Below are 17,322 nucleotides of genomic sequence, written 5' to 3'. Positions count from 1 at the left end.
CCATGACCGAAACCCCATCCCGTGTCGTCCTGGTGACCGGCGGCAACCGAGGAATCGGCCTGGCCACGGCCAAGCGTTTCCAGGCGGCCGGCCACGCGGTGGCCATCACCGCCCGCAGCGGTGAGGCCGCCGACGCCGACGGGCTCACCGTCGTGAAGTGCGATGTCACCGACAGCGCGTCGGTCGATGCCGCTTTCGCCGAGATCGAGTCCACACTCGGCGCGGTCGAGATCCTCGTGAGCAACGCCGGCATCACGAAGGACGGACTCGTGCTCCGCATGGGCGACGACGACTTCACCGACGTCCTCGACGCGAACCTCACCGGCGGCTTCCGGGTTGCCAAGCGGGCGGTGAAGGGCATGATGCGGGCCCGCTGGGGCCGCATGGTCTTCGTCTCCTCGGTCGTGGGCCTCGGCGGCCAGGCCGGTCAAGCCAACTACGCCGCGTCCAAGGCCGGCCTGGTCGGCCTCGCCCGCTCCCTGGCCAAGGAGTTCGCCAGCCGCAACGTGACGGTCAACGTGGTCGCGCCGGGCCCGATCGAAACCGACATGCTCGCGGCGCTGACCGACGACCAGCGGGCCGCGATGCTCGCCATGGTTCCCGCCGGACGGCTGGGTGCCACCGACGAGATCGCGGCCGCCATCGCCTTCCTCGCATCCGAGGACGCGGGATACATCACGGGTACCGTGCTCCCCGTCGACGGCGGCCTTTCCATGGGCTGATCAGGCCGACCTGACTAGCCTCGACCCATTCCGCACAACCCCATTCCGAACAACAGGGAGAACCCCAGTGAGTGACAACTTCGATCGCTTCAAGAAATGCGCCGTCGACGTGCTTTCCGTCGACGAGGACAAGATCGTCCCCGAGGCCACGTTCGAGAGCCTCGACGCCGACAGCCTCGATCTCGTCGAGCTCGTCATGGCGCTCGAGGAAGAGTTCGACGTCAACGTCGAAGAAGAAGAGCTCGAGGGTGTGACCACCATCCAGGGCGCCTTCTCGCTGGTCGAGTCCAAGCTCTGATGCAGGGACGTCGAGTCGCCGTCACCGGCATCGGCGTCGTCGCCCCGTGCGGCATCGGCGTCGATGCGTTCTTCGAGGGTCTGTGTTCGCCTGCGCCCGTGGGCCCGCGCATACTCGACGACTTCGACCCGACGCCCTACTTCGACAATCCCAAGGAGGCGCGGCGCAGCGACCGCTTCTCCCAGTTCGCCCTGGCTGCGGCCGAGCAGGCGATGGCCCAAGCCGGCGAGATCGATGCCGACCCGGTCCGTCGCGGTACCTTCGTCGGCACCGGCGTGGGCGGCATCCAGACCCTCGAGGGGCAGATCGAGGTCCGCATCGAGAAGGGCGAGCGGCGGGTGTCGCCGTTCCTCGTGCCGATGATGATGGCCAACGCTGCGGCCGCCACGTTGTCGATGCGCTACGGATGGCAGGGGCCCTGTGAGAACACCGTCACCGCCTGCGCGGCCGGCACCCATGCCATCGGCAACGGCGCCCGAATGATCGCCGACGGTCGCTGCGACGCGGTGCTCGCCGGTGGCAGCGAGGCCCCGTTCACGCTCACCGCCACCGCCGGTTTCAGCAACATGACGGCGCTGTCGAACTCCGGCGTGAGTCGGCCCTTCGATGCCGACCGCGACGGTTTCGTCATGGCCGAGGGCGCCGGCATCCTCGTGCTCGAGGAGTGGGACCGAGCTGTCGCTCGTGGCGCCACCATCCTCGGCGAGGTGCTCGGCTCGGCGTCGACCGCCGATGCCCACCACATCACCGCGCCCGCCCCCGGCGGCTCCGGCGCCATCAACTGCATGCAGATCGCCATGGCCGACGCGGGCATCACGGCCGGCGACGTCGTCCACATCAACGCCCACGGCACCTCCACCGACAAGAACGACGCGGCCGAGGCGGCCGCCGTCGCCAAAGTCTTCGGCCTCCCCGGTCCCGCCGTCACGTCCACGAAGGGCGTGACCGGGCACGCCCTAGGCGGTGCCGGGGCGCTCGAGGCGGTCGCGGTCCTCGTGGCGATGCAGAAGGGCCTCATTCCCCCCACCGCGGGCCACGAGCGCATGGACCCCGACATGCCGCCCATCGACCTGGTCGTCGGCGAGCCCCGCCCATGGACCCCCGGCCCGTCGCTGTCCAACAGCTTCGGCTTCGGCGGCCACAACGGCACCATCGTCCTCGCCCCGCCCTCCTGAGGCGCCGACGAAGCCCTATTGGGCGTCGACGATGACGAACATCAGCTCGCAACTGGTCGCCAGCTCACCATTCACCGTGGCCCGGCCCTCGCCCTTGCCGGCCCTCGCCGACATGCGGGTCATCGTCACGTCGATCTCCAGGGTGTCGCCCGGCACGACCTGGCGACGGAAGCGGGCCTTGTCGAGCCCGCCGAAGAGCGGGAGCTTGCCGGCATAGCGTTCGTCGGTGAGCACGGCGAACGCGCCGACCTGGGCGATCGCCTCGCACATCAGCACGCCCGGCAGGGTCGGCCGTCCGGGGAAGTGGCCGGCGAAGAACGCCTCGTCACCGGAGAGCCGCCACAGCCCCGACGCCGACGCTCCCGGCGTGATCGCCGTGATCTCGTCGACGAACAGGAACGGGTCGCGATGCGGAAGGACGTCGATCGGATCGGGGAGGCTCATGGCGCCGAAGATAGCGCCCCGCCCTCATCGCCGAGACCAACGACGGACCAGCGCCAAAACGACGAACCGGGAGCGGCCGTGGCCGCTCCCGGTCAGAGAGTCTTCGCCGAGGCGAGGATCAGCTCTTGCCCGCTGCCTTCAGCTTGGAGCCGACGGTCAGCTTGGTTCGAGTACCGGCGGGCACCTGGATGGGCTGACCGGTCTGGGGGTTGCGGCCGGTTCGGGCCGAGGTCTTCGCCTTCTCCGCCTTCAGCCAGCCGGTGATCGCGACCTCGTTGCCACTGCTCACCTGCGCGGCGATGGTCTCGAACATGGCGTCGAGGCAGGCGCCGGCGTCCTTCTGGCTGACGTCTGCGGCCTCGGCCATTGCGGCGATGAGTTCACCCTTGTTCATGTTGCACTCCTGTACTGCGTTGTTGAAATCCACGGCTTTCGCGGGCTTGTGAATGACACGCGACTCGAAATCGGACCGCGAGTCAAGCATTTCGGGGGTCTGGTGTACCCAGTTTGGCCTGAAATCTCGCCCGAGTGTGGTCAGAAGTCGACAAAGAGCGGCAAATGACACACTCTCCGTGAGGGTCAGTCCTCGGCGTTGCGGAGAAATTCCGCCGACCGGACGAAATAGTCGTCGACCAATTCGACCACCGCGGCCGGCGTCTCGCGTCGTTCCGCGGTTCTCGCCAGCGCGGCGCGCATGTGCCGCAGCCACGCATCGCGCGCCGCCGTGTCGACCGTGAACGGCATGTGACGCATCCGCAGCCGCGGATGCCCACGGTGCTCGCTGTAGGTGGAAGGACCTCCCCAGTACTGCACCAGGAACATCGCGAGGCGAGCCTTGGCACCGGCGAGGTCGGCGGGATACATCGGCCGCAACACCTCGTCGGTTTCCACACCCTCGTAGAAGGCCTCGACCAGATCGGCGAAGAAGTCACTGCCGACGAGGTCGTGCACACGCGTGGGTTCGCCGGGCTCGGTCACTCGACCGACGCTAGCGGGCGACGGGTGTGGGCCAGACGTCGAAGCGACTGCCGGAGGCGGACCAGCGCCTCGAGCTCGGCCAGGCACTCGGGACAGTCCTGGAGATGCGCGAGCACCCGCCCCAGTCGACGGGGGTCGAGCTCGTCGTCCAGCAGGGCTTCGAGAGCCGAGGCCCAACGGACACGATGGAACCGCTTCATACGCGCATGAACCCGCCGTTGCGACCAGGCATTCCTGGCGCCGCCCCTCCCCCGGCGGCGATTGGTAGTTTCCCCACACATGTCCGAACCGGCGGTCGACGAGAAGGCACAGAAGGCGGCGTTCGACCGCTACGTCGTGCCCGAGGTCGAGGTGCTCTACCGCGTCGCCCGCTCCATCACCCGCAACCCGACCGATGCCGAGGACCTGGTGCAGGACACCATGCTGCGGGCCTATCGGGCGATCCTGCGCTTCGACGGTCGTCATCCTCGGGCCTGGCTCCTCACCATCATGCGCAATGCCCAGATCAATCGGGTGCGGAGGAAGCGACCCGAGTTGCTGCGCGATCCCGACGCTGCGATGGCCCGCCTGGCCGACGAGCACGCCGACGAGACCGGACCCGAGGGCATCGTGGTCGAGTCGCAGTACGACGCCGCGGTGGAGAAGGCGGTCGACGCGCTACCCGCGAAGTTCCGCAGCGTGGTCGAACTGGTCGACATCCAGGGCCTCTCCTACGCCGAGGCCGCCGAGATCCTCGGTGTCCCGACCGGCACCATCATGAGCCGGCTCCACCGTGCCCGCTCCCGCATCCGCAGGCATCTCGAGGACAGTGGCGCCTACGCGAACGGACGACCGACGTGATCCGACGACGGTGGACCCGCCGCCATCTGCCCGAGGTCGACTGCCGCGAGGTCGGCCGCGTCCTGCAGAGCTATCTCGACGACGATGTCGACGCCGACTTCGCCGAGAAGATCGCGGCCCACCTCGACGCGTGCCGGGCTTGCGGCCTCGAGCTCACCACCTACCGGGCGATCAAGACCTCGCTCGCCGCGAAGATGCCCGCCGTCGACGCGGCGACCATCGAGCGACTGCACGCGTTCGGCGCGGAGATCAACGGTCGTGGCGACTAATCGCCGGCGGCGGCGTTGCGCTCTCGTTCGCCCTTGACGAACGCCGCCCGTGCCTCTTCGCCGAGTCCGTGGAGGTTGAGTTCGAAGGTGAACCCCTGCTCGTAGCGGTAGCTGCGGCTCGGGTCGTCGTCGATACCGATGAGCGAACGTTTCGCCGCGCGCATCACCACCGGATGCTTCGATGCGATCACCCGGGCGACCCCGCGAGCGGTGTCCATCAGGTCTTCGAGCGGCACCACCCGAAGAACGGTTCCCCACTCCTCGAGCTTCTCCGCCTCGACCGGCTCGCAGCTGTAGAGCATCCACCGAAGGTGCTTCTCGGGCACGAGTCGCCCCAGGTGGGTGGCCGCCCCGAGCGCGCCGTTGTCGATCTCGGGCAGCCCGAAGCGAACTCCCTCGGCCGCGACGACGATGTCGGCGCTGCCGGCCAGACCGATTCCGGTGCCCAGGCAGAAGTCGTTGACCGCGCAGATCACGGGCACCGCGCACTCGTAGACGGCCCGGAAGGCATCAAAGCACGCCTGGTTGACCCCGAGGATGCCCTCGTTGCCCTCCATGGCCTGCATCTCCTTGATGTCGACGCCGGCCGAGAACCCCCGGCCGGTGGCGGTGAGGATGACGGCCGTGATCTCGGGCCGATGACGGACGCCCTCGAGCACCTCGGCGATGCGCCGGGTGTCGGCGATCGGCAACGCGTTGACCTTGGGGTTGTCCATGACCAGCTCGAGCACGCCGTCGTCGTTGACGGTCTCGTGGATGGTCACCTGCGCACCAGCACCGACGAGCCGTGACCGAACAGGCCCTGGTTGGCGGTGATCCCCACCCTGGCGCCCTCGACCTGGCGGCCGTCGGCCTGGCCCCGCAGCTGCCACGTGAGTTCGCACACCTGGGCGATGGCCTGGGCGGGCACTGCTTCGCCGAACGCGCCGAGTCCGCCGGACGGATTGACCGGAAGCCGCCCACCGATGGTGGTGACACCGTCGTTGAGCAACTTCTCGGCGTCGCCCTCGGCGCAGAAGCCGAGTTGCTCGTACCAATCGAGCTCGAGGGCCGACGACAGGTCGTAGACCTCGGCGACGTCGACGTCGTCGGGGCCCACACCGGCCTCGGCATACACCCGGTCGCCGATCGACTGCTTGAATCCACGCTCGGGACGACTGGTGGCGCCCGCGGAGTCGGTGGCGATGTAGGGCAGGTCGATGATGGTGTCGGGAAACGTCGGCGTGACGGTGGAGATGCCGGCCACCCGTACCGGGTCGACATGGCCGTGGGCTTTCGCGTACTCCATCGACGACACGACGATGGCGGCGCCCCCGTCGGACGTTGCGCAGATGTCCAGGAGCCGCAGCGGGTCGGACACGACGGGCGAGTTCATCACGTCGTCGATGTCGTATTCCTTGGTGAACCGGGCCCGCGGGTTGTGGACCGAGTGGCGGGAGTTCTTCACCTTCACCCGGGCGAAGTCCTCCTGCGTGGCGCCGTGGACGTCCATGCGTCGGCGGGCCTGGAGTCCGAAGTACACGGGGTTGGTGGCGCCCACGAGCTTGAATCGCAGCCAGTCCATGTCGTCGGGGCGGTCACCCTCGCTCGGCGCGAGGAAGCCCTTGGGCGTGGTGTCGGCACCCACGATGAGTGCCACGTCGGTGGCCCCCGACAGGATCTGGCCGCGGGCGACCTGCAGCGCGGTGGCCCCGGAGGCGCACGCCGCGTAGGACGACGCGACCTGCGCGCCGTTGAAGCCGAGCTGCTGGGCGAACGTGGAGCCGGCGACGTAGCCGGGATAGCCACATCGCACCGTGATGGCCCCGGACACGAAGCCCACGTCGTTCCAGTCGACGCCGGCGTCGGCGAGCGCCTCGCGGGCCGCCGCCGTGCCGTACTCCGTGAAGTTGCGTCCCCACTTGCCCCAGGGGTGCATGCCCACGCCGAGAATCGCGATCTCTTCCATCAGCCGTTCTCCTCTGTGTGCACGGGCTTCCACTTCCAGACCATGTATTCGGTGTCGTCGTCCTCGTAGAGCGTGTCGACCACCAGCTCGACCTCGGTGCCGACCGAGAGATCGCCGGGCGTGACGCCGGCGACGCACTGGCCGAGCACCACCATCTGTTCCTTCTCGAGCTCGACCGCCGCAACGGTGATCGGCACGTAGGGGTCGGTGTTGGCCACGAAGGGGGGCGGTGGCTGATAGTCGGAGGAGGTGTAGGACCACACCCGCCCGGTACGCGAGAGCAGCACCTCCTCGAGTTCGGCACCCAGCGCCGCAGGATCACCACCGGCGACGTGCTTCGGAAAGAAGTACGTCTCGCGGCCCGGTACCTTGCCGCCGATGAGGCACGGCTCATCGTCCATCGTGAACATGCCTTCGACCACGGGTACTCGCTGCTTCGTCACGGGGCTCCTCTGGGATCTGACGCACCGTCAGAGTAACGGTTACGGTCGCCCACCATGAACGCCAGCCAGTACAACCAGAGCATCTCGAGCTGGGACGACTTCCCGGTACACCAGACATCGGAGTACATCCGCCACGTCGCCACCAGCGATCGCAACTTCTACGACCGCTACTACTTCAACCTCCATCCGAGCTCCGACGACTACTTCGCCATCTTCGGACTGGGGGTGTATCCGAACCTGGGCACGACCGACGCGTTCCTGGCGGTGACCCGTGGTGGCACGCAGCGCATCATGCGGGCATCGAAGCCGCTCGAGGATCGGATGGACATCTCCGTCGGCCCGTTCCGCATCGAGATCATCGAGCCGCTGCACAAGCTCCGGGTGGTCGTCGAGCCCAATGACGCGAACATCTCCATGGACATCACCTGGACCGGCTCGCATCCGGCGTTCGAGGAGCCGCGCCAGTACATCCGCAGCCGTGGCACCGTCATGTTCGACACCCAGCGGTTCGCCCAGTGCGGACGTTGGGAGGGCCAGATCACCATCGCCGGCGAGGAGATCGCCGTCGACCCGTCGCACTGTGGTGGCTCGCGGGACCGCAGCTGGGGTGTCCGCCCCGTCGGCGAGAAGCAGCCCGACGGCATCCGCCAGTCGCTCAATACCATGGCCGGCATGTGGAACTACATGCCGATGGACTTCGGCGATCACTCGATCATCTACATGTGCCACGAGGAGCCGTCGGAAGACCGGCCGCTCGAGGAAGCGATGCGGGTCTGGAAGGACCCGGCTCGCGAGCCGGAATGGCTGGGCCACCCGCAATGGGACCACGACATGATCTCCGGCACCCGCCTGCTCAGCGGCAGCCGCATCACCTTCCCGGACGCACCGGAAGGTCCGATCACCGTCGAGTGCAAGCCGCTGCTCACGAACTTCATCTCGATCGGGACCGGCTACGGCATGGACGAGGACTGGCGACACGGCATGTGGCAGGGCGAGAACGAGGTCGTCCAGGCCCTCGAACTCGACGTCGACGAGATCCGACCGATGGCCCAGTACGGCGTCGTCGACTCGGTCGGCGAGTTCACCTACAACGGACGCACCGGCTACGGCCTCTACGAACACGGCTTCTTCGGCCCGTTCGAGAAGATGGGCCTGCCCGACGGCGGCGCGCTCCACCCGTAGCGCGGTCCCCCGTCGCGCGTTTCGGCGCTGGCGCGCGCCACTGATACCCGCCGGGGTGGTCCTACGCTGGCGGGGGCATGGCCCCCCTGCCACCTCCGCCGCCCCGCCCTCCGCGCCTCCCACCGCCACCCCCGCGCCCCGCGCCGGCCTCCTCGGGCCCGCGCGTCGTCACCAACACCTACGACCACTCGGTGTCGCGATGGGGACTCGGCGAGGTCGTTCTCACCCTGGTGCTCTACATCGTCGTGGGCACCGGCATCGGCCTCCTCGCGCTCGGCGGTGACGTCGACAGCACGCTCGAGGGCCCATGGCTCCCGGGCGTTCTCACAGTGCCGCCGATGGCCGCGCTCGCCTACCTCACGTGGCTCGCCCGACGGCGAGGCGCCGGCCTGACCGCCGACTTCCGGCTGCAAGCCCGCCGCCAGGACCTGCTCGTCGGTTTCGGCCTGCTGGTCGGCGCCTGGATCATGGCGATCGCGACCCTGCTGATCATGATCGCCCTCGGCGGCGAGGCACCGTCCGCGGCCGCCGCCGATCTCGCCATCGATTCCGGTGAGGGCACCGGGATCACGGTGTGGATCCTCGCCTTCGCGGTACTCGGCTCGACCCTCGTTCCGCTGGTGGAGGAACTCCTTTTTCGCGGCCTGTTCTGGAGCGCGCTGGAGAAGCGGGGCATCAACAACATCGTGACGCTGCTGATCACCAGTGCGGGCTTCGCGGCCTTCCATTTCGAGCCCTCGCGATTCCCGATCCTGTTCGCGATCGGGCTCGCTTTCGGGGTGGGCCGGTTGGTCACCGGCCGGATCGCAGCCTCGATCCTGGCCCATGCACTCGTGAACGCGGTCAGCATGGTGGCGATCATCTCCGAAGTGGCCTGATATCTTTCTCTTCACGTCGTCTGCAGCGGCGGGAGAGCGATGACCGAACCTTCGGGGCCGGGCATCCGCCGAAGGAGCAACCTCCCCGGGAACCTCTCAGGCATCCCCGACCGCCACTGCGTGGGCGTCTCGGGAGAGTGGTGTCGGCCGCCAGGTCGGGCACCCGCCGAAGGGGAAAGCGCCGACCGGTCCGCCGGACGACGTGAAGCTCTCAGGCCTCCGGACCGAGCGGGGAAACCTCGCTCTCGACCCCGGAGTTTCCCGTGACAACCCAGCCGCAGACCCGAGCCTCGGGCCAGGACGACCGCCCCACGCTCACCGAACTCGAGGGTCACGACGCCTTCGTCGCCCGCCACATCGGGCCGACCGACCGCGAGCGGGCCACCATGCTCGAGGCCCTCGGCGTCGACAGCATGGCGGCGCTCATCGATCAGACGGTGCCCGCCGACATCCGCATGCCCGGTCCCCTGGCGCTGCCCGATCCGATCGGCCAGCAGGCGGCCCAGGACGAACTCCGCGCCATCGCATCGGCCAACCGGCCCACCACGTCACTGATCGGGCTCGGCTACCACGACACCCTCACGCCACCGGTCATCCGTCGCAACATCATGGAGAATCCGGGCTGGTACACGGCCTACACGCCGTACCAACCCGAGATCTCCCAAGGACGCCTCGAGGCCCTGCTGAACTTCCAGACGATGGCGTCCGAGCTGAGCGGCATGGATCTCGCCAACGCGTCGCTGCTCGACGAAGGCACCGCCGCGGGCGAGGCGATGACCATGCTGCACCGCATCAGCGGCGGCAAGCAGGGCGATCGCTTCGTGATCGACCCCGAGTGTCACCCCCAGACCATCGCCGTCGTCGAGACGCGGGCCGAACCGATCGGACTCGAGACCCTCGTGGCCGATCCGCTCACCGCCGATCTCGACGGTGTCTACGCCGTGCTCGTGCAGTATCCGGGCAGCACCGGGGCCATCCCCGATCTCGCCGCGATCATCGAGCGATGCAAGGCCAACGACACCCTCGTCGCCGTGGCCGCGGACCCGCTCGCCCTCACGGTGCTGACGCCGCCCGGCGAACTCGGCGCCGACGTCGTTCTCGGCTCCACCCAGCGCTTCGGTGTGCCCATGGCCTTCGGCGGGCCCCACGCGGCCTACTTCGCCGTGCGCGAGGCGCACCAGCGTTCGCTCCCCGGCCGTCTCGTCGGCGTGTCGATCGACACCCACGGACGGCGGGCCCTGCGGTTGGCCCTCCAGACCCGCGAGCAGCACATCCGACGCGAGAAGGCCACCTCCAACATCTGCACCTCCCAGGTGCTGCTGGCCGTGATGGCGTCGATGTACGCCCTGCACCACGGCCCGTCGGGGCTGCGCCGCATCGGCCGGCGGGTCAACCGGCTGGCCGCGGTGCTCGCCCAGGGGCTGCGCGAGGGCGGTGTCGAGATCGTCCACGACCACTTCTTCGACACCGTGTGTGCCCGGGTGCCGGGCCGGGCCGACAAGGTCATGGCGATGGCGCTGGCCGAGGGCATCAACCTGCGCCGCATCGATGCCGACACCGTCGTCGCCTGCCTCGACGAGACGACGGGCCGCGCCGAGATCGAGATCGTGTGGCGTGCGTTCGGGGTCGACGCCGACCTGGCCCGGCTCGACGCCACCGTCGACGATCCCCGGCCCGCGTCGCTGCGCCGAGCCACTCCGGCCCTCGCTCACCCGGTCTTCTCCGCGTATCGCAGCGAGACCGAGCTCGTGCGCTACATGCGCAAGCTCGTCAACAAGGACATCGCGCTCGATCGTTCGATGATCCCGCTCGGCTCGTGCACGATGAAGCTCAACGCGGCCACGGAGATGGAACCGATCAGCTGGCCCGAGTTCGCCGGAATCCACCCGTTCGCTCCGGTCGACCAGACGGTCGGCTACCAGCGCATGATCGATCAGCTCGAACGCTGGCTCGTCGAGATCACCGGCTACGCCGCGGTGTCGCTCCAGCCGAACTCCGGTGCCCAGGGCGAGCTGGCCGGTCTGCTGGCCATCAGGGCCTACCACCGGTCCCGGGGCGACCACGAGCGCGACATATGCCTCATCCCGTCGTCGGCCCACGGCACCAACGCGGCCAGCGCGGTGATGGCGGGAATGAAGGTGGTCGTAGTGCAGTGCGACGAGCTCGGCAACGTCGACCTCGCCCACCTCGACAAGGTCGTCAGCGAGTACCGCGAGCGGGTCTCGGCGCTGATGATCACCTACCCGTCGACCCACGGCGTGTTCGAGGTCGAGGTCCGCCGGATCTGCGAGATGGTCCACGACGCCGGCGGTCAGGTCTATCTCGACGGCGCGAACCTCAACGCCATGGTCGGGCTCGCCCAGCCCGGCAAGTTCGGCGCCGACGTGAGCCACCTGAACCTGCACAAGACCTTCTGCATCCCGCACGGCGGCGGCGGTCCCGGCGTCGGGCCGATCGGGGTGGGCGCCCATCTCGTGCCGTTCCTGCCGAACCATCCCCTGAACCCGGTGGCGGGACCGCCCACCGGTGCCGGACCCATCGCGGCTGCGCCCTGGGGGTCCGCCGGCATCCTCGCGATCCCGTGGATGTACATCCGCATGATGGGCGCCGAGGGCCTGCGCAGTGCCACCGAGACCGCCATTCTCAACGCCAACTACATCGCGAAGCGCCTCGAGGACCACTATCCGGTCCTCTACACGGGCGCCACCGGCCGGGTGGCCCACGAGTGCATCCTCGACACCCGCGTCCTCAAGCAGGAGGCCGGCATCGAGGTCGACGACATCGCCAAGCGGCTGATCGACTTCGGGTTCCACGCGCCGACGATGTCGTTCCCCGTCGCCGGCACCTTGATGGTCGAACCGACGGAATCCGAGGGGCTCGAAGAGCTCGATCGCTTCTGCAACGCCATGCTCGCCATCCACGCCGAGGCGAAGCGCGTGCAGTCCGGCGACTGGCCGGCCGACGACAACCCGCTCGTCAACGCGCCACACCCGGCCGACCAGGCGACCGCCGACGAGTGGACCCACCCCTACACCCGCGAGGAAGCCGTGTTCCCCGAAGCCTGGGACCGCGAGAGCAAGTACTGGCCGCCGGTCAGCCGCATCGACGGCGTCCACGGCGACCGCCACCTCATCTGCAGCTGCCCCCCGCTCGAGGACCTCGCCCTGGCCTGACCTGTCCCCCGCCCCCACCCCCGAAATTGATGCCCGCTGGCCACCTCCGCGGTGGTCAACTCCATCAATTTCGGGGTTGGGGGGAGGGGGGCCTAGGTTTCGGGGTCATGGGTGACGAGAACCACGACCTGTTGGTGGAGCGGGACGGTCACGTCCTGATCCTGACGATGAACCGGCCCGAGCGATTCAACGCGCTCTCGGGCGCGATGTTGATCCGGATGTACGACGCCTACGAGGAAGCGTCGAACGATCCCGACATCCGCTGCATCGTCGTGACCGGCGCGGGTGGCAACTTCTGCGCCGGTGCCGACCTGCGGGCCATGGCCGGCGACGCGAAGGACGGCGATCCCCTGGACACGGCGGCCCGCATGGCCGAGGACCCCGACATCGTCTACAAGGCGTTGTTCCGCCACTACCGCCCGACCAAGCCCATCGTGGCGGCGGTCGAGGGCGTGGCGATCGCGGGCGGGACCGAACTGCTCCAGGCCATGGAGATCCGTGTGGCCGGTGAGAGCGCCCGCTTCGGGGTGAGCGAGGCGCGCTGGTCGCTCTATCCGATGGGCGGTTCGGCGGTGCGACTCCCCCGCCAGATCCCCTACACCCAGGCCGCCGAGATCCTGCTGACCGGCAAGCACCTCCCCGCCCAGGAGGCGAAGGACATCGGCCTGATCGGCCATGTCGTCCCCGACGGGTCTGCCCTCGAGAAGGCGCTCGAGATCGCCCAGGTGGTGGCGGCGAACGGGCCGCTCTCCACGGCCGCCATCACCCGCACCCTCCACGAGTGCGACGGCATGGAGCTCGACGACGCACTTCGCCACGAGTGGGAGTACGGCCAGGCCGTCTTCGCCAGCAATGACGCCAAGGAGGGCCCCAAGGCCTTCGCCGAGAAGCGCACCCCGAACTTCACCGGCACCTGATCTGCAGTCATGGCGAATTCCCTGCTAATCTCAAAACCAGAACACGTTCTAGTTTCCTAGGAGCAACCCATGGAGTTCGGTCTCTTCTTCAACGGCTATCTGCCGGGTCCCGCCGCCCACGACCCCGACTCTGAGCATCTCATGCTCATGCGCGAGGCCGAGTACGCGATCCATGCGGACAGGTTCAACTGGAAGTACACCTGGTTCGGCGAGCACCATGCGCTGACCGAGTACAGCCACATGTCGGCTCCCTACCCGTTCATGGGCTACGTGGCGGCCAAGACCGAGCGCATCCACGTCGGCTCCGCGATCACCTCCTTCCCCACCACCAAGGAGCACCCCGTTCGCATCGCCGAGCGCGCCGCGATGATGGACCACCTTTCCGAGGGTCGGTTCGAGTTCGGCACCGGGCGTGGCGCCGGCAGCCACGAGGTCGCCACCTTCGGCGGCACCGAACTCTCGGTCACCAAGTCGATGTGGGACGAGGTCGCCCACGAGATTCCCCGTATGTGGGAGCAAAAGGACTACTCCTTCGAAGGCGAGCACTTCTCGGTGCCCAAGCCCCACAACATCCTCCCCAAGCCCTATGGCAAGGGTCACCCGCCCATGTGGGTCGCCTGTGGCAACCCCGCGACCTTCGCCAAGGCCGGCGGACACGGCATCGGTGCGATCGCGTTCAACTTCGAGCCGATCCACAACCTCAAGGGTCGCGTCGAGGCCTACAAGGAAGCGGCCGAGAACGTCACCGACCCGATCGGCCAGTACCAGAACAACAACGTGATGATGACCAACGCCGTCATCTGTCTCGAGGACCGCGAAGAGGCCCGAGCGATGGCCAAGCGCAACCTGCGTGGCTACCGGGTGACCATGGTCAACCTGTACCACGACTCGATGCCGCAAAGCCCCGACGCCATTGTGTGGCCGAGCCCCACGAACCGCTTCGAGCTCGACGACGACACGCTCGACTACGCCATCCGCGAGGGCTACATGCTGTGTGGCAATCCCGAAGAGGTGTGCGAGCAGGTGCAGGCCTACGAGAAGGTCGGTTGCGACCAGGTCGCGTTCGGCACCCCCGACGAGGGCTACACGCACGAGCAGACCATCGAGATGATCGAGACCTTCGGCAAGTACGTGATCCCCGAGTTCGACAAGGACCCGGTCCACTCGACCACTCGCATGCGCGAAGCGGCCACGCCGAAGTTCCCGATGTTCAACGGCGAGGTCGACCCCATCGTGAACCAGGCCGTGCCGCCCGAATTCACCATCGCCGTCTGATCACGCCGCCGCCCCTCGACGAACTTGGTGCGAGTTGACCACCTTCGCGGTGGTCAACTCGCCTCAATTTGCGGGGGTGGGGGGGGACCTCAGGAGGGGGTGGGGCGGATGGCGTCGGGGGACCACATGGTGTCGGTGCCGATACCGGAGAGCCAGGTCTCGACCAGCTTTCCGTGTTCGACGCGGAACGCCTGGACCCAGTCCCACTGCTGACCGTTGAAGGACCACGACCCGATCGCCACGACATGGTCGTCCTCGGCGATGAGCCGATAGCGGCCGTCGGTGATCTGCACGTCGGTCATCGCGGACTGGAGGAAGTCCCGGTACTGCTCGGCCGCGATCGTGCGCGTGCCGCCGGCCTCGTGACGCGTGTAGATCGGGCCGACACACTCGGGCACCAGCGCGAAGTTCTTCTGGAACCACATCTCGTCGTACCAACGCGCCAGCGCGGCCTTGGACTCGTCGGCTGTCGTCATCGGTCCCCTTCGACTCGGACATCGAAGCGTTCGACGTAGAACGCGAGGTCCCGGGCCAGCTCGGCGGTGTCGACGCCGAAGTCCTCCTCGATGTGATAGGTCACGCTGCCGTGGACACCCCGCGGGTGGTCCGCCATGTAGTCGTGCATGCCCGCCTCGGTGGTGTCGTCCCAGCGATGGTCGGCCAGCTCGTAGATGCGCCGCACGGTCGCGATGTCGTCGGCCATGAACTCGTGGAACTTCACGTCGATGGACTGATCGGCCGGCACGAGCTCGCGCTGATCGGCCATGCCCTGGAACATGGTGCCCATACGGTCGATCCAGTAGCGGCCGACGTCGACCAGCTTCGTCGGGTCGCGGCTCATCCGTGACGTGTAGGCGAGCATGGTCGACATCGACTTCGCCACCGCCACCGGATCGCGGTGCGTGCACACGACGGTCGCATCGGGGAACACGGTGATCAGTTCCCGCAGTCGTTCGACGTGTTGCGGCGACTTCAGCAGCCACCGGCCCCCGTTGCGTTCGGTGCCGCGGGCCAGGAACGTCATCGCCTTGAGCACGGTCTTCATGAACTCGTACTGCGGCGTCTGATCGCTGGCCAGGTACCAGTCGCGCCACGTCGGCATGACCGCCATCGTCTCGGGGGCCATGCCGCCGTGGACGATCGCCAGCAGCGCGATCTCCTCGTGCACGTGCTCGGGATACATGTCGTGCATGCGCTTGAAGTACGGCAGGGCCTCGTTGAGGCCGGCGAGCGTTTCGGCGCAGCGCTGGTAGCGCGGGTCCGACCGATAGTCGGTACCGAGATCGAGGTCCTGCTCCTCGCGCGGCGGCACCGGTTCGAGGCTCTCCCAGTACGGCATCGTGCGAAACGAACGGTCGCTCGACATCAGGTTGTGGAGATGGGTCGTGCCGGTGCGCCCCTGACCGGCGATGACGACCGGGCGTTCGATCTCGATCTCGTGGATCTCGGGATGGCGACGCAACAGGTCCTCGACCAGAAGCTTCTGGCGGGCGTGGCCGACCAGCGTTGCGTGATTCGAGAGCTGACCCAGCGTGGACAGCTCGGCCTCGTCGCGCAGGGCGGTCGAGAGCACGGCCAGCGGCGCGACGTGCAGATCGTCGCCGAAGTCGTCGAGGCCGGTCTCGGCCGTGGCCTGACCGAGGATCGCGTCGGGTGACCAGTCGAGCGCCTCGGCCAGCGGCGCCACCATGTCGAAGGCGGCGGCGATCTCCGGCGTGAACTCGGGGGCGACGAGGTCGTGGATTCGGACGGCGGCAGGCCTGCTCACGACGGCTCGTCGGCAATGTCGAACTCGCCGACGAGCACCGAGGCATCGCCCAGCGGCGTGTCGGGGCCCCCCATGAAGTGCTCGTAGTAGCGCCGGAACCGGCCCTGGAGGTCGGCGTCGATCTGCGCCTGTGAGTAGTCGAGTGTGTGGAACGTGGTGACGCCGAGCTCCTCGCCGGCCGCCTTCGAGGCGTCGGCGTCGGCCACCGCCCAGACGACGCCGATGATGCCTTCACCCCGCTCGTCGACGATCTTTCCGATGTAGCTGTCACGACCCTCGATCGGCGCGACGAGCTCGATGCCACCGTCCCAGCTGAACAGCATCCGCACGCCGAATGCGGCCGCCTCCTCGTCGTTGCCATGGTGGAAGGTGCAGCCGAGCAGCTTCTCGTAGAACGCCCGACCGGCATCGATGTCACGAACGGCCATCACCACCCGGTTGACGCCGCGCTGACGTGTGGAACTCTCGCTCATTCGCCCTCCCTGGGGAACATCTGCTTGCCGTCGGATTCCACTCGGATCCGACGGAGATACATCCTGGCGATGCGCCACTCGCCGTCGTCGTCTCGGCGATAGTCCTCTTCGTACCAACCGGTGCCCCACATGTGGCCGAGCCCGATCTCGGGCGGCCAGAAGAGATGGTCCTCCATCGACCAGATGCCGGTGGCAACGTCGCCGTCGACCTCGATCTCGACCATGTGACCGTGGTGCACCGTCGTGACCGTCGCCAGCATCTCGGCCAGGCCGTCGACGAAGCGGTCACGCCCGACGATCGGATTCGGGTCGCCCGTGTCGTCGGGTGTGAGGATCTCGACATCGCGGACGAACACGTCGCGCCAGTCGTCCCACCGTTTCTGGTCGAGCAGGCGGAAGTAGCGGGCCTTGAGCCGGCGGATCGCTTCGATGTCGGCAGCGTTCCTCGCGGCAGTGTCGTTCGGGGTCGCAGCCATCGCTCACGAAGGTAGTGCCATACTCGGACAGGGCTGAAAACCCTGCCGTCGACCAGGAAGGCC

Annotated in this window: 21 protein-coding genes and 1 riboswitch; of the genes, 10 read left to right on the top strand and 11 right to left on the bottom strand. The window is 68.0% G+C overall.

From position 1 onward, the window contains the following. Nucleotides 1-2: 2 nt before the first annotated feature. The 3 genes from fabG (at nucleotide 3) to RIB98_16720 (ending at nucleotide 2,195) form a co-directional block, all read left to right on the top strand. Complete coding sequence (fabG, locus tag RIB98_16730; protein ID MEQ8842630.1) at nucleotides 3-722, top strand: 3-oxoacyl-ACP reductase FabG; 720 nt, start codon at nucleotides 3-5, stop codon at nucleotides 720-722. 67 nt (nucleotides 723-789) lie between these two features. Then, nucleotides 790-1,020 (top strand): acyl carrier protein, encoded by a 231-nt coding sequence (locus RIB98_16725; protein ID MEQ8842629.1) that lies wholly within the window; start codon nucleotides 790-792, stop codon nucleotides 1,018-1,020. Beyond that, a complete protein-coding gene (locus tag RIB98_16720; GenBank protein MEQ8842628.1) occupies nucleotides 1,020-2,195 on the top strand; it encodes a beta-ketoacyl-ACP synthase II in 1,176 nt (391 codons plus the stop codon). Before RIB98_16725 ends, RIB98_16720 begins: the two co-directional genes overlap by 1 nt. Before the next feature lie 15 nt (nucleotides 2,196-2,210). Here the strand turns inward: RIB98_16720 and fabZ are convergent, their stop codons facing one another. The 4 genes from fabZ to RIB98_16700 form a co-directional block, all read right to left on the bottom strand. Continuing rightward, the gene (fabZ, locus tag RIB98_16715) at nucleotides 2,211-2,639 is read right to left on the bottom strand and encodes a 3-hydroxyacyl-ACP dehydratase FabZ (protein MEQ8842627.1); all 429 of its coding nucleotides are present in this window, start codon (nucleotides 2,637-2,639) and stop codon (nucleotides 2,211-2,213) included. Nucleotides 2,640-2,757: 118 nt separating this feature from the next. After that, on the bottom strand, nucleotides 2,758-3,033 hold the full coding sequence (locus tag RIB98_16710; GenBank protein MEQ8842626.1) for an HU family DNA-binding protein: 276 nt from the start codon (nucleotides 3,031-3,033) through the stop codon (nucleotides 2,758-2,760). A 185-nt stretch (nucleotides 3,034-3,218) separates the two neighbouring features. After that, nucleotides 3,219-3,617, bottom strand: a complete 399-nt coding sequence (locus RIB98_16705; GenBank protein ID MEQ8842625.1) for a globin — start codon at nucleotides 3,615-3,617, stop codon at nucleotides 3,219-3,221. After that, nucleotides 3,614-3,817, bottom strand: a complete 204-nt coding sequence (locus tag RIB98_16700) for a zf-HC2 domain-containing protein (protein ID MEQ8842624.1) — start codon at nucleotides 3,815-3,817, stop codon at nucleotides 3,614-3,616. The genes RIB98_16705 and RIB98_16700 overlap by 4 nt, the downstream gene beginning before the upstream one ends. A gap of 79 nt (nucleotides 3,818-3,896) precedes the next feature. Between RIB98_16700 and RIB98_16695 the strand changes: the two genes are divergently transcribed. After that, complete coding sequence (locus tag RIB98_16695) at nucleotides 3,897-4,457, top strand: sigma-70 family RNA polymerase sigma factor (protein MEQ8842623.1); 561 nt, start codon at nucleotides 3,897-3,899, stop codon at nucleotides 4,455-4,457. Then, a complete protein-coding gene (locus RIB98_16690) occupies nucleotides 4,454-4,726 on the top strand; it encodes a zf-HC2 domain-containing protein (GenBank protein MEQ8842622.1) in 273 nt (90 codons plus the stop codon). Before RIB98_16695 ends, RIB98_16690 begins: the two co-directional genes overlap by 4 nt. Here RIB98_16690 and RIB98_16685 read toward each other — a convergent pair. The 3 genes from RIB98_16685 to RIB98_16675 are packed head-to-tail and all read right to left on the bottom strand — an operon-like array spanning nucleotide 4,723 to nucleotide 7,117. Continuing rightward, a complete protein-coding gene (locus RIB98_16685) occupies nucleotides 4,723-5,490 on the bottom strand; it encodes an enoyl-CoA hydratase family protein (protein ID MEQ8842621.1) in 768 nt (255 codons plus the stop codon). The genes RIB98_16690 and RIB98_16685 overlap by 4 nt on opposite strands. Then, nucleotides 5,487-6,674 (bottom strand): lipid-transfer protein, encoded by a 1,188-nt coding sequence (locus RIB98_16680; protein MEQ8842620.1) that lies wholly within the window; start codon nucleotides 6,672-6,674, stop codon nucleotides 5,487-5,489. Before RIB98_16680 ends, RIB98_16685 begins: the two co-directional genes overlap by 4 nt. Beyond that, complete coding sequence (locus RIB98_16675; protein ID MEQ8842619.1) at nucleotides 6,674-7,117, bottom strand: OB-fold domain-containing protein; 444 nt, start codon at nucleotides 7,115-7,117, stop codon at nucleotides 6,674-6,676. Before RIB98_16675 ends, RIB98_16680 begins: the two co-directional genes overlap by 1 nt. A 54-nt stretch (nucleotides 7,118-7,171) precedes the next feature. On the opposite strand from RIB98_16675, the gene RIB98_16670 reads away from it, so the two are divergent. From RIB98_16670 to RIB98_16650, 5 genes are all read left to right on the top strand, one after another. After that, nucleotides 7,172-8,299, top strand: a complete 1,128-nt coding sequence (locus RIB98_16670; GenBank protein MEQ8842618.1) for a hypothetical protein — start codon at nucleotides 7,172-7,174, stop codon at nucleotides 8,297-8,299. Nucleotides 8,300-8,376: 77 nt separating this feature from the next. Then, the gene (locus RIB98_16665) at nucleotides 8,377-9,177 is read left to right on the top strand and encodes a type II CAAX endopeptidase family protein (GenBank protein MEQ8842617.1); all 801 of its coding nucleotides are present in this window, start codon (nucleotides 8,377-8,379) and stop codon (nucleotides 9,175-9,177) included. Between the two features lie 19 nt (nucleotides 9,178-9,196). Further along, nucleotides 9,197-9,300: riboswitch (glycine riboswitch) on the top strand. A 140-nt stretch (nucleotides 9,301-9,440) separates the two neighbouring features. After that, entirely contained in the window at nucleotides 9,441-12,350 is a 2,910-nt protein-coding gene (gene gcvP, locus RIB98_16660; GenBank protein ID MEQ8842616.1) for an aminomethyl-transferring glycine dehydrogenase, read from the top strand. Between the two features lie 107 nt (nucleotides 12,351-12,457). Continuing rightward, nucleotides 12,458-13,267 carry a crotonase/enoyl-CoA hydratase family protein gene (locus RIB98_16655; protein MEQ8842615.1) on the top strand — a complete coding sequence of 270 codons (810 nt, stop codon included), beginning with the start codon at nucleotides 12,458-12,460 and terminating at the stop codon, nucleotides 13,265-13,267. A 69-nt stretch (nucleotides 13,268-13,336) separates the two neighbouring features. Beyond that, nucleotides 13,337-14,542 (top strand): LLM class flavin-dependent oxidoreductase, encoded by a 1,206-nt coding sequence (locus tag RIB98_16650; protein ID MEQ8842614.1) that lies wholly within the window; start codon nucleotides 13,337-13,339, stop codon nucleotides 14,540-14,542. A gap of 89 nt (nucleotides 14,543-14,631) precedes the next feature. On the opposite strand, the gene RIB98_16645 is transcribed toward RIB98_16650, so the two are convergent. The 4 genes from RIB98_16645 to RIB98_16630 are packed head-to-tail and all read right to left on the bottom strand — an operon-like array spanning nucleotide 14,632 to nucleotide 17,259. Beyond that, nucleotides 14,632-15,018 (bottom strand): nuclear transport factor 2 family protein, encoded by a 387-nt coding sequence (locus RIB98_16645; GenBank protein MEQ8842613.1) that lies wholly within the window; start codon nucleotides 15,016-15,018, stop codon nucleotides 14,632-14,634. Further along, nucleotides 15,015-16,310, bottom strand: a complete 1,296-nt coding sequence (locus RIB98_16640) for a sulfotransferase (GenBank protein MEQ8842612.1) — start codon at nucleotides 16,308-16,310, stop codon at nucleotides 15,015-15,017. Before RIB98_16640 ends, RIB98_16645 begins: the two co-directional genes overlap by 4 nt. Continuing rightward, entirely contained in the window at nucleotides 16,307-16,783 is a 477-nt protein-coding gene (locus tag RIB98_16635; GenBank protein ID MEQ8842611.1) for a VOC family protein, read from the bottom strand. The genes RIB98_16640 and RIB98_16635 overlap by 4 nt, the downstream gene beginning before the upstream one ends. Beyond that, complete coding sequence (locus tag RIB98_16630) at nucleotides 16,780-17,259, bottom strand: nuclear transport factor 2 family protein (GenBank protein MEQ8842610.1); 480 nt, start codon at nucleotides 17,257-17,259, stop codon at nucleotides 16,780-16,782. The genes RIB98_16635 and RIB98_16630 overlap by 4 nt, the downstream gene beginning before the upstream one ends. Nucleotides 17,260-17,322 lie beyond the last annotated feature (63 nt).

It is taken from the genome of Acidimicrobiales bacterium (assembly GCA_040219515.1).
Lineage (GTDB): Bacteria > Actinomycetota > Acidimicrobiia > Acidimicrobiales > Aldehydirespiratoraceae > JAJRXC01.
Note: the sequence above shows the minus strand (reverse complement) of the source record. Positions and strands in the feature narration are given on the sequence as shown.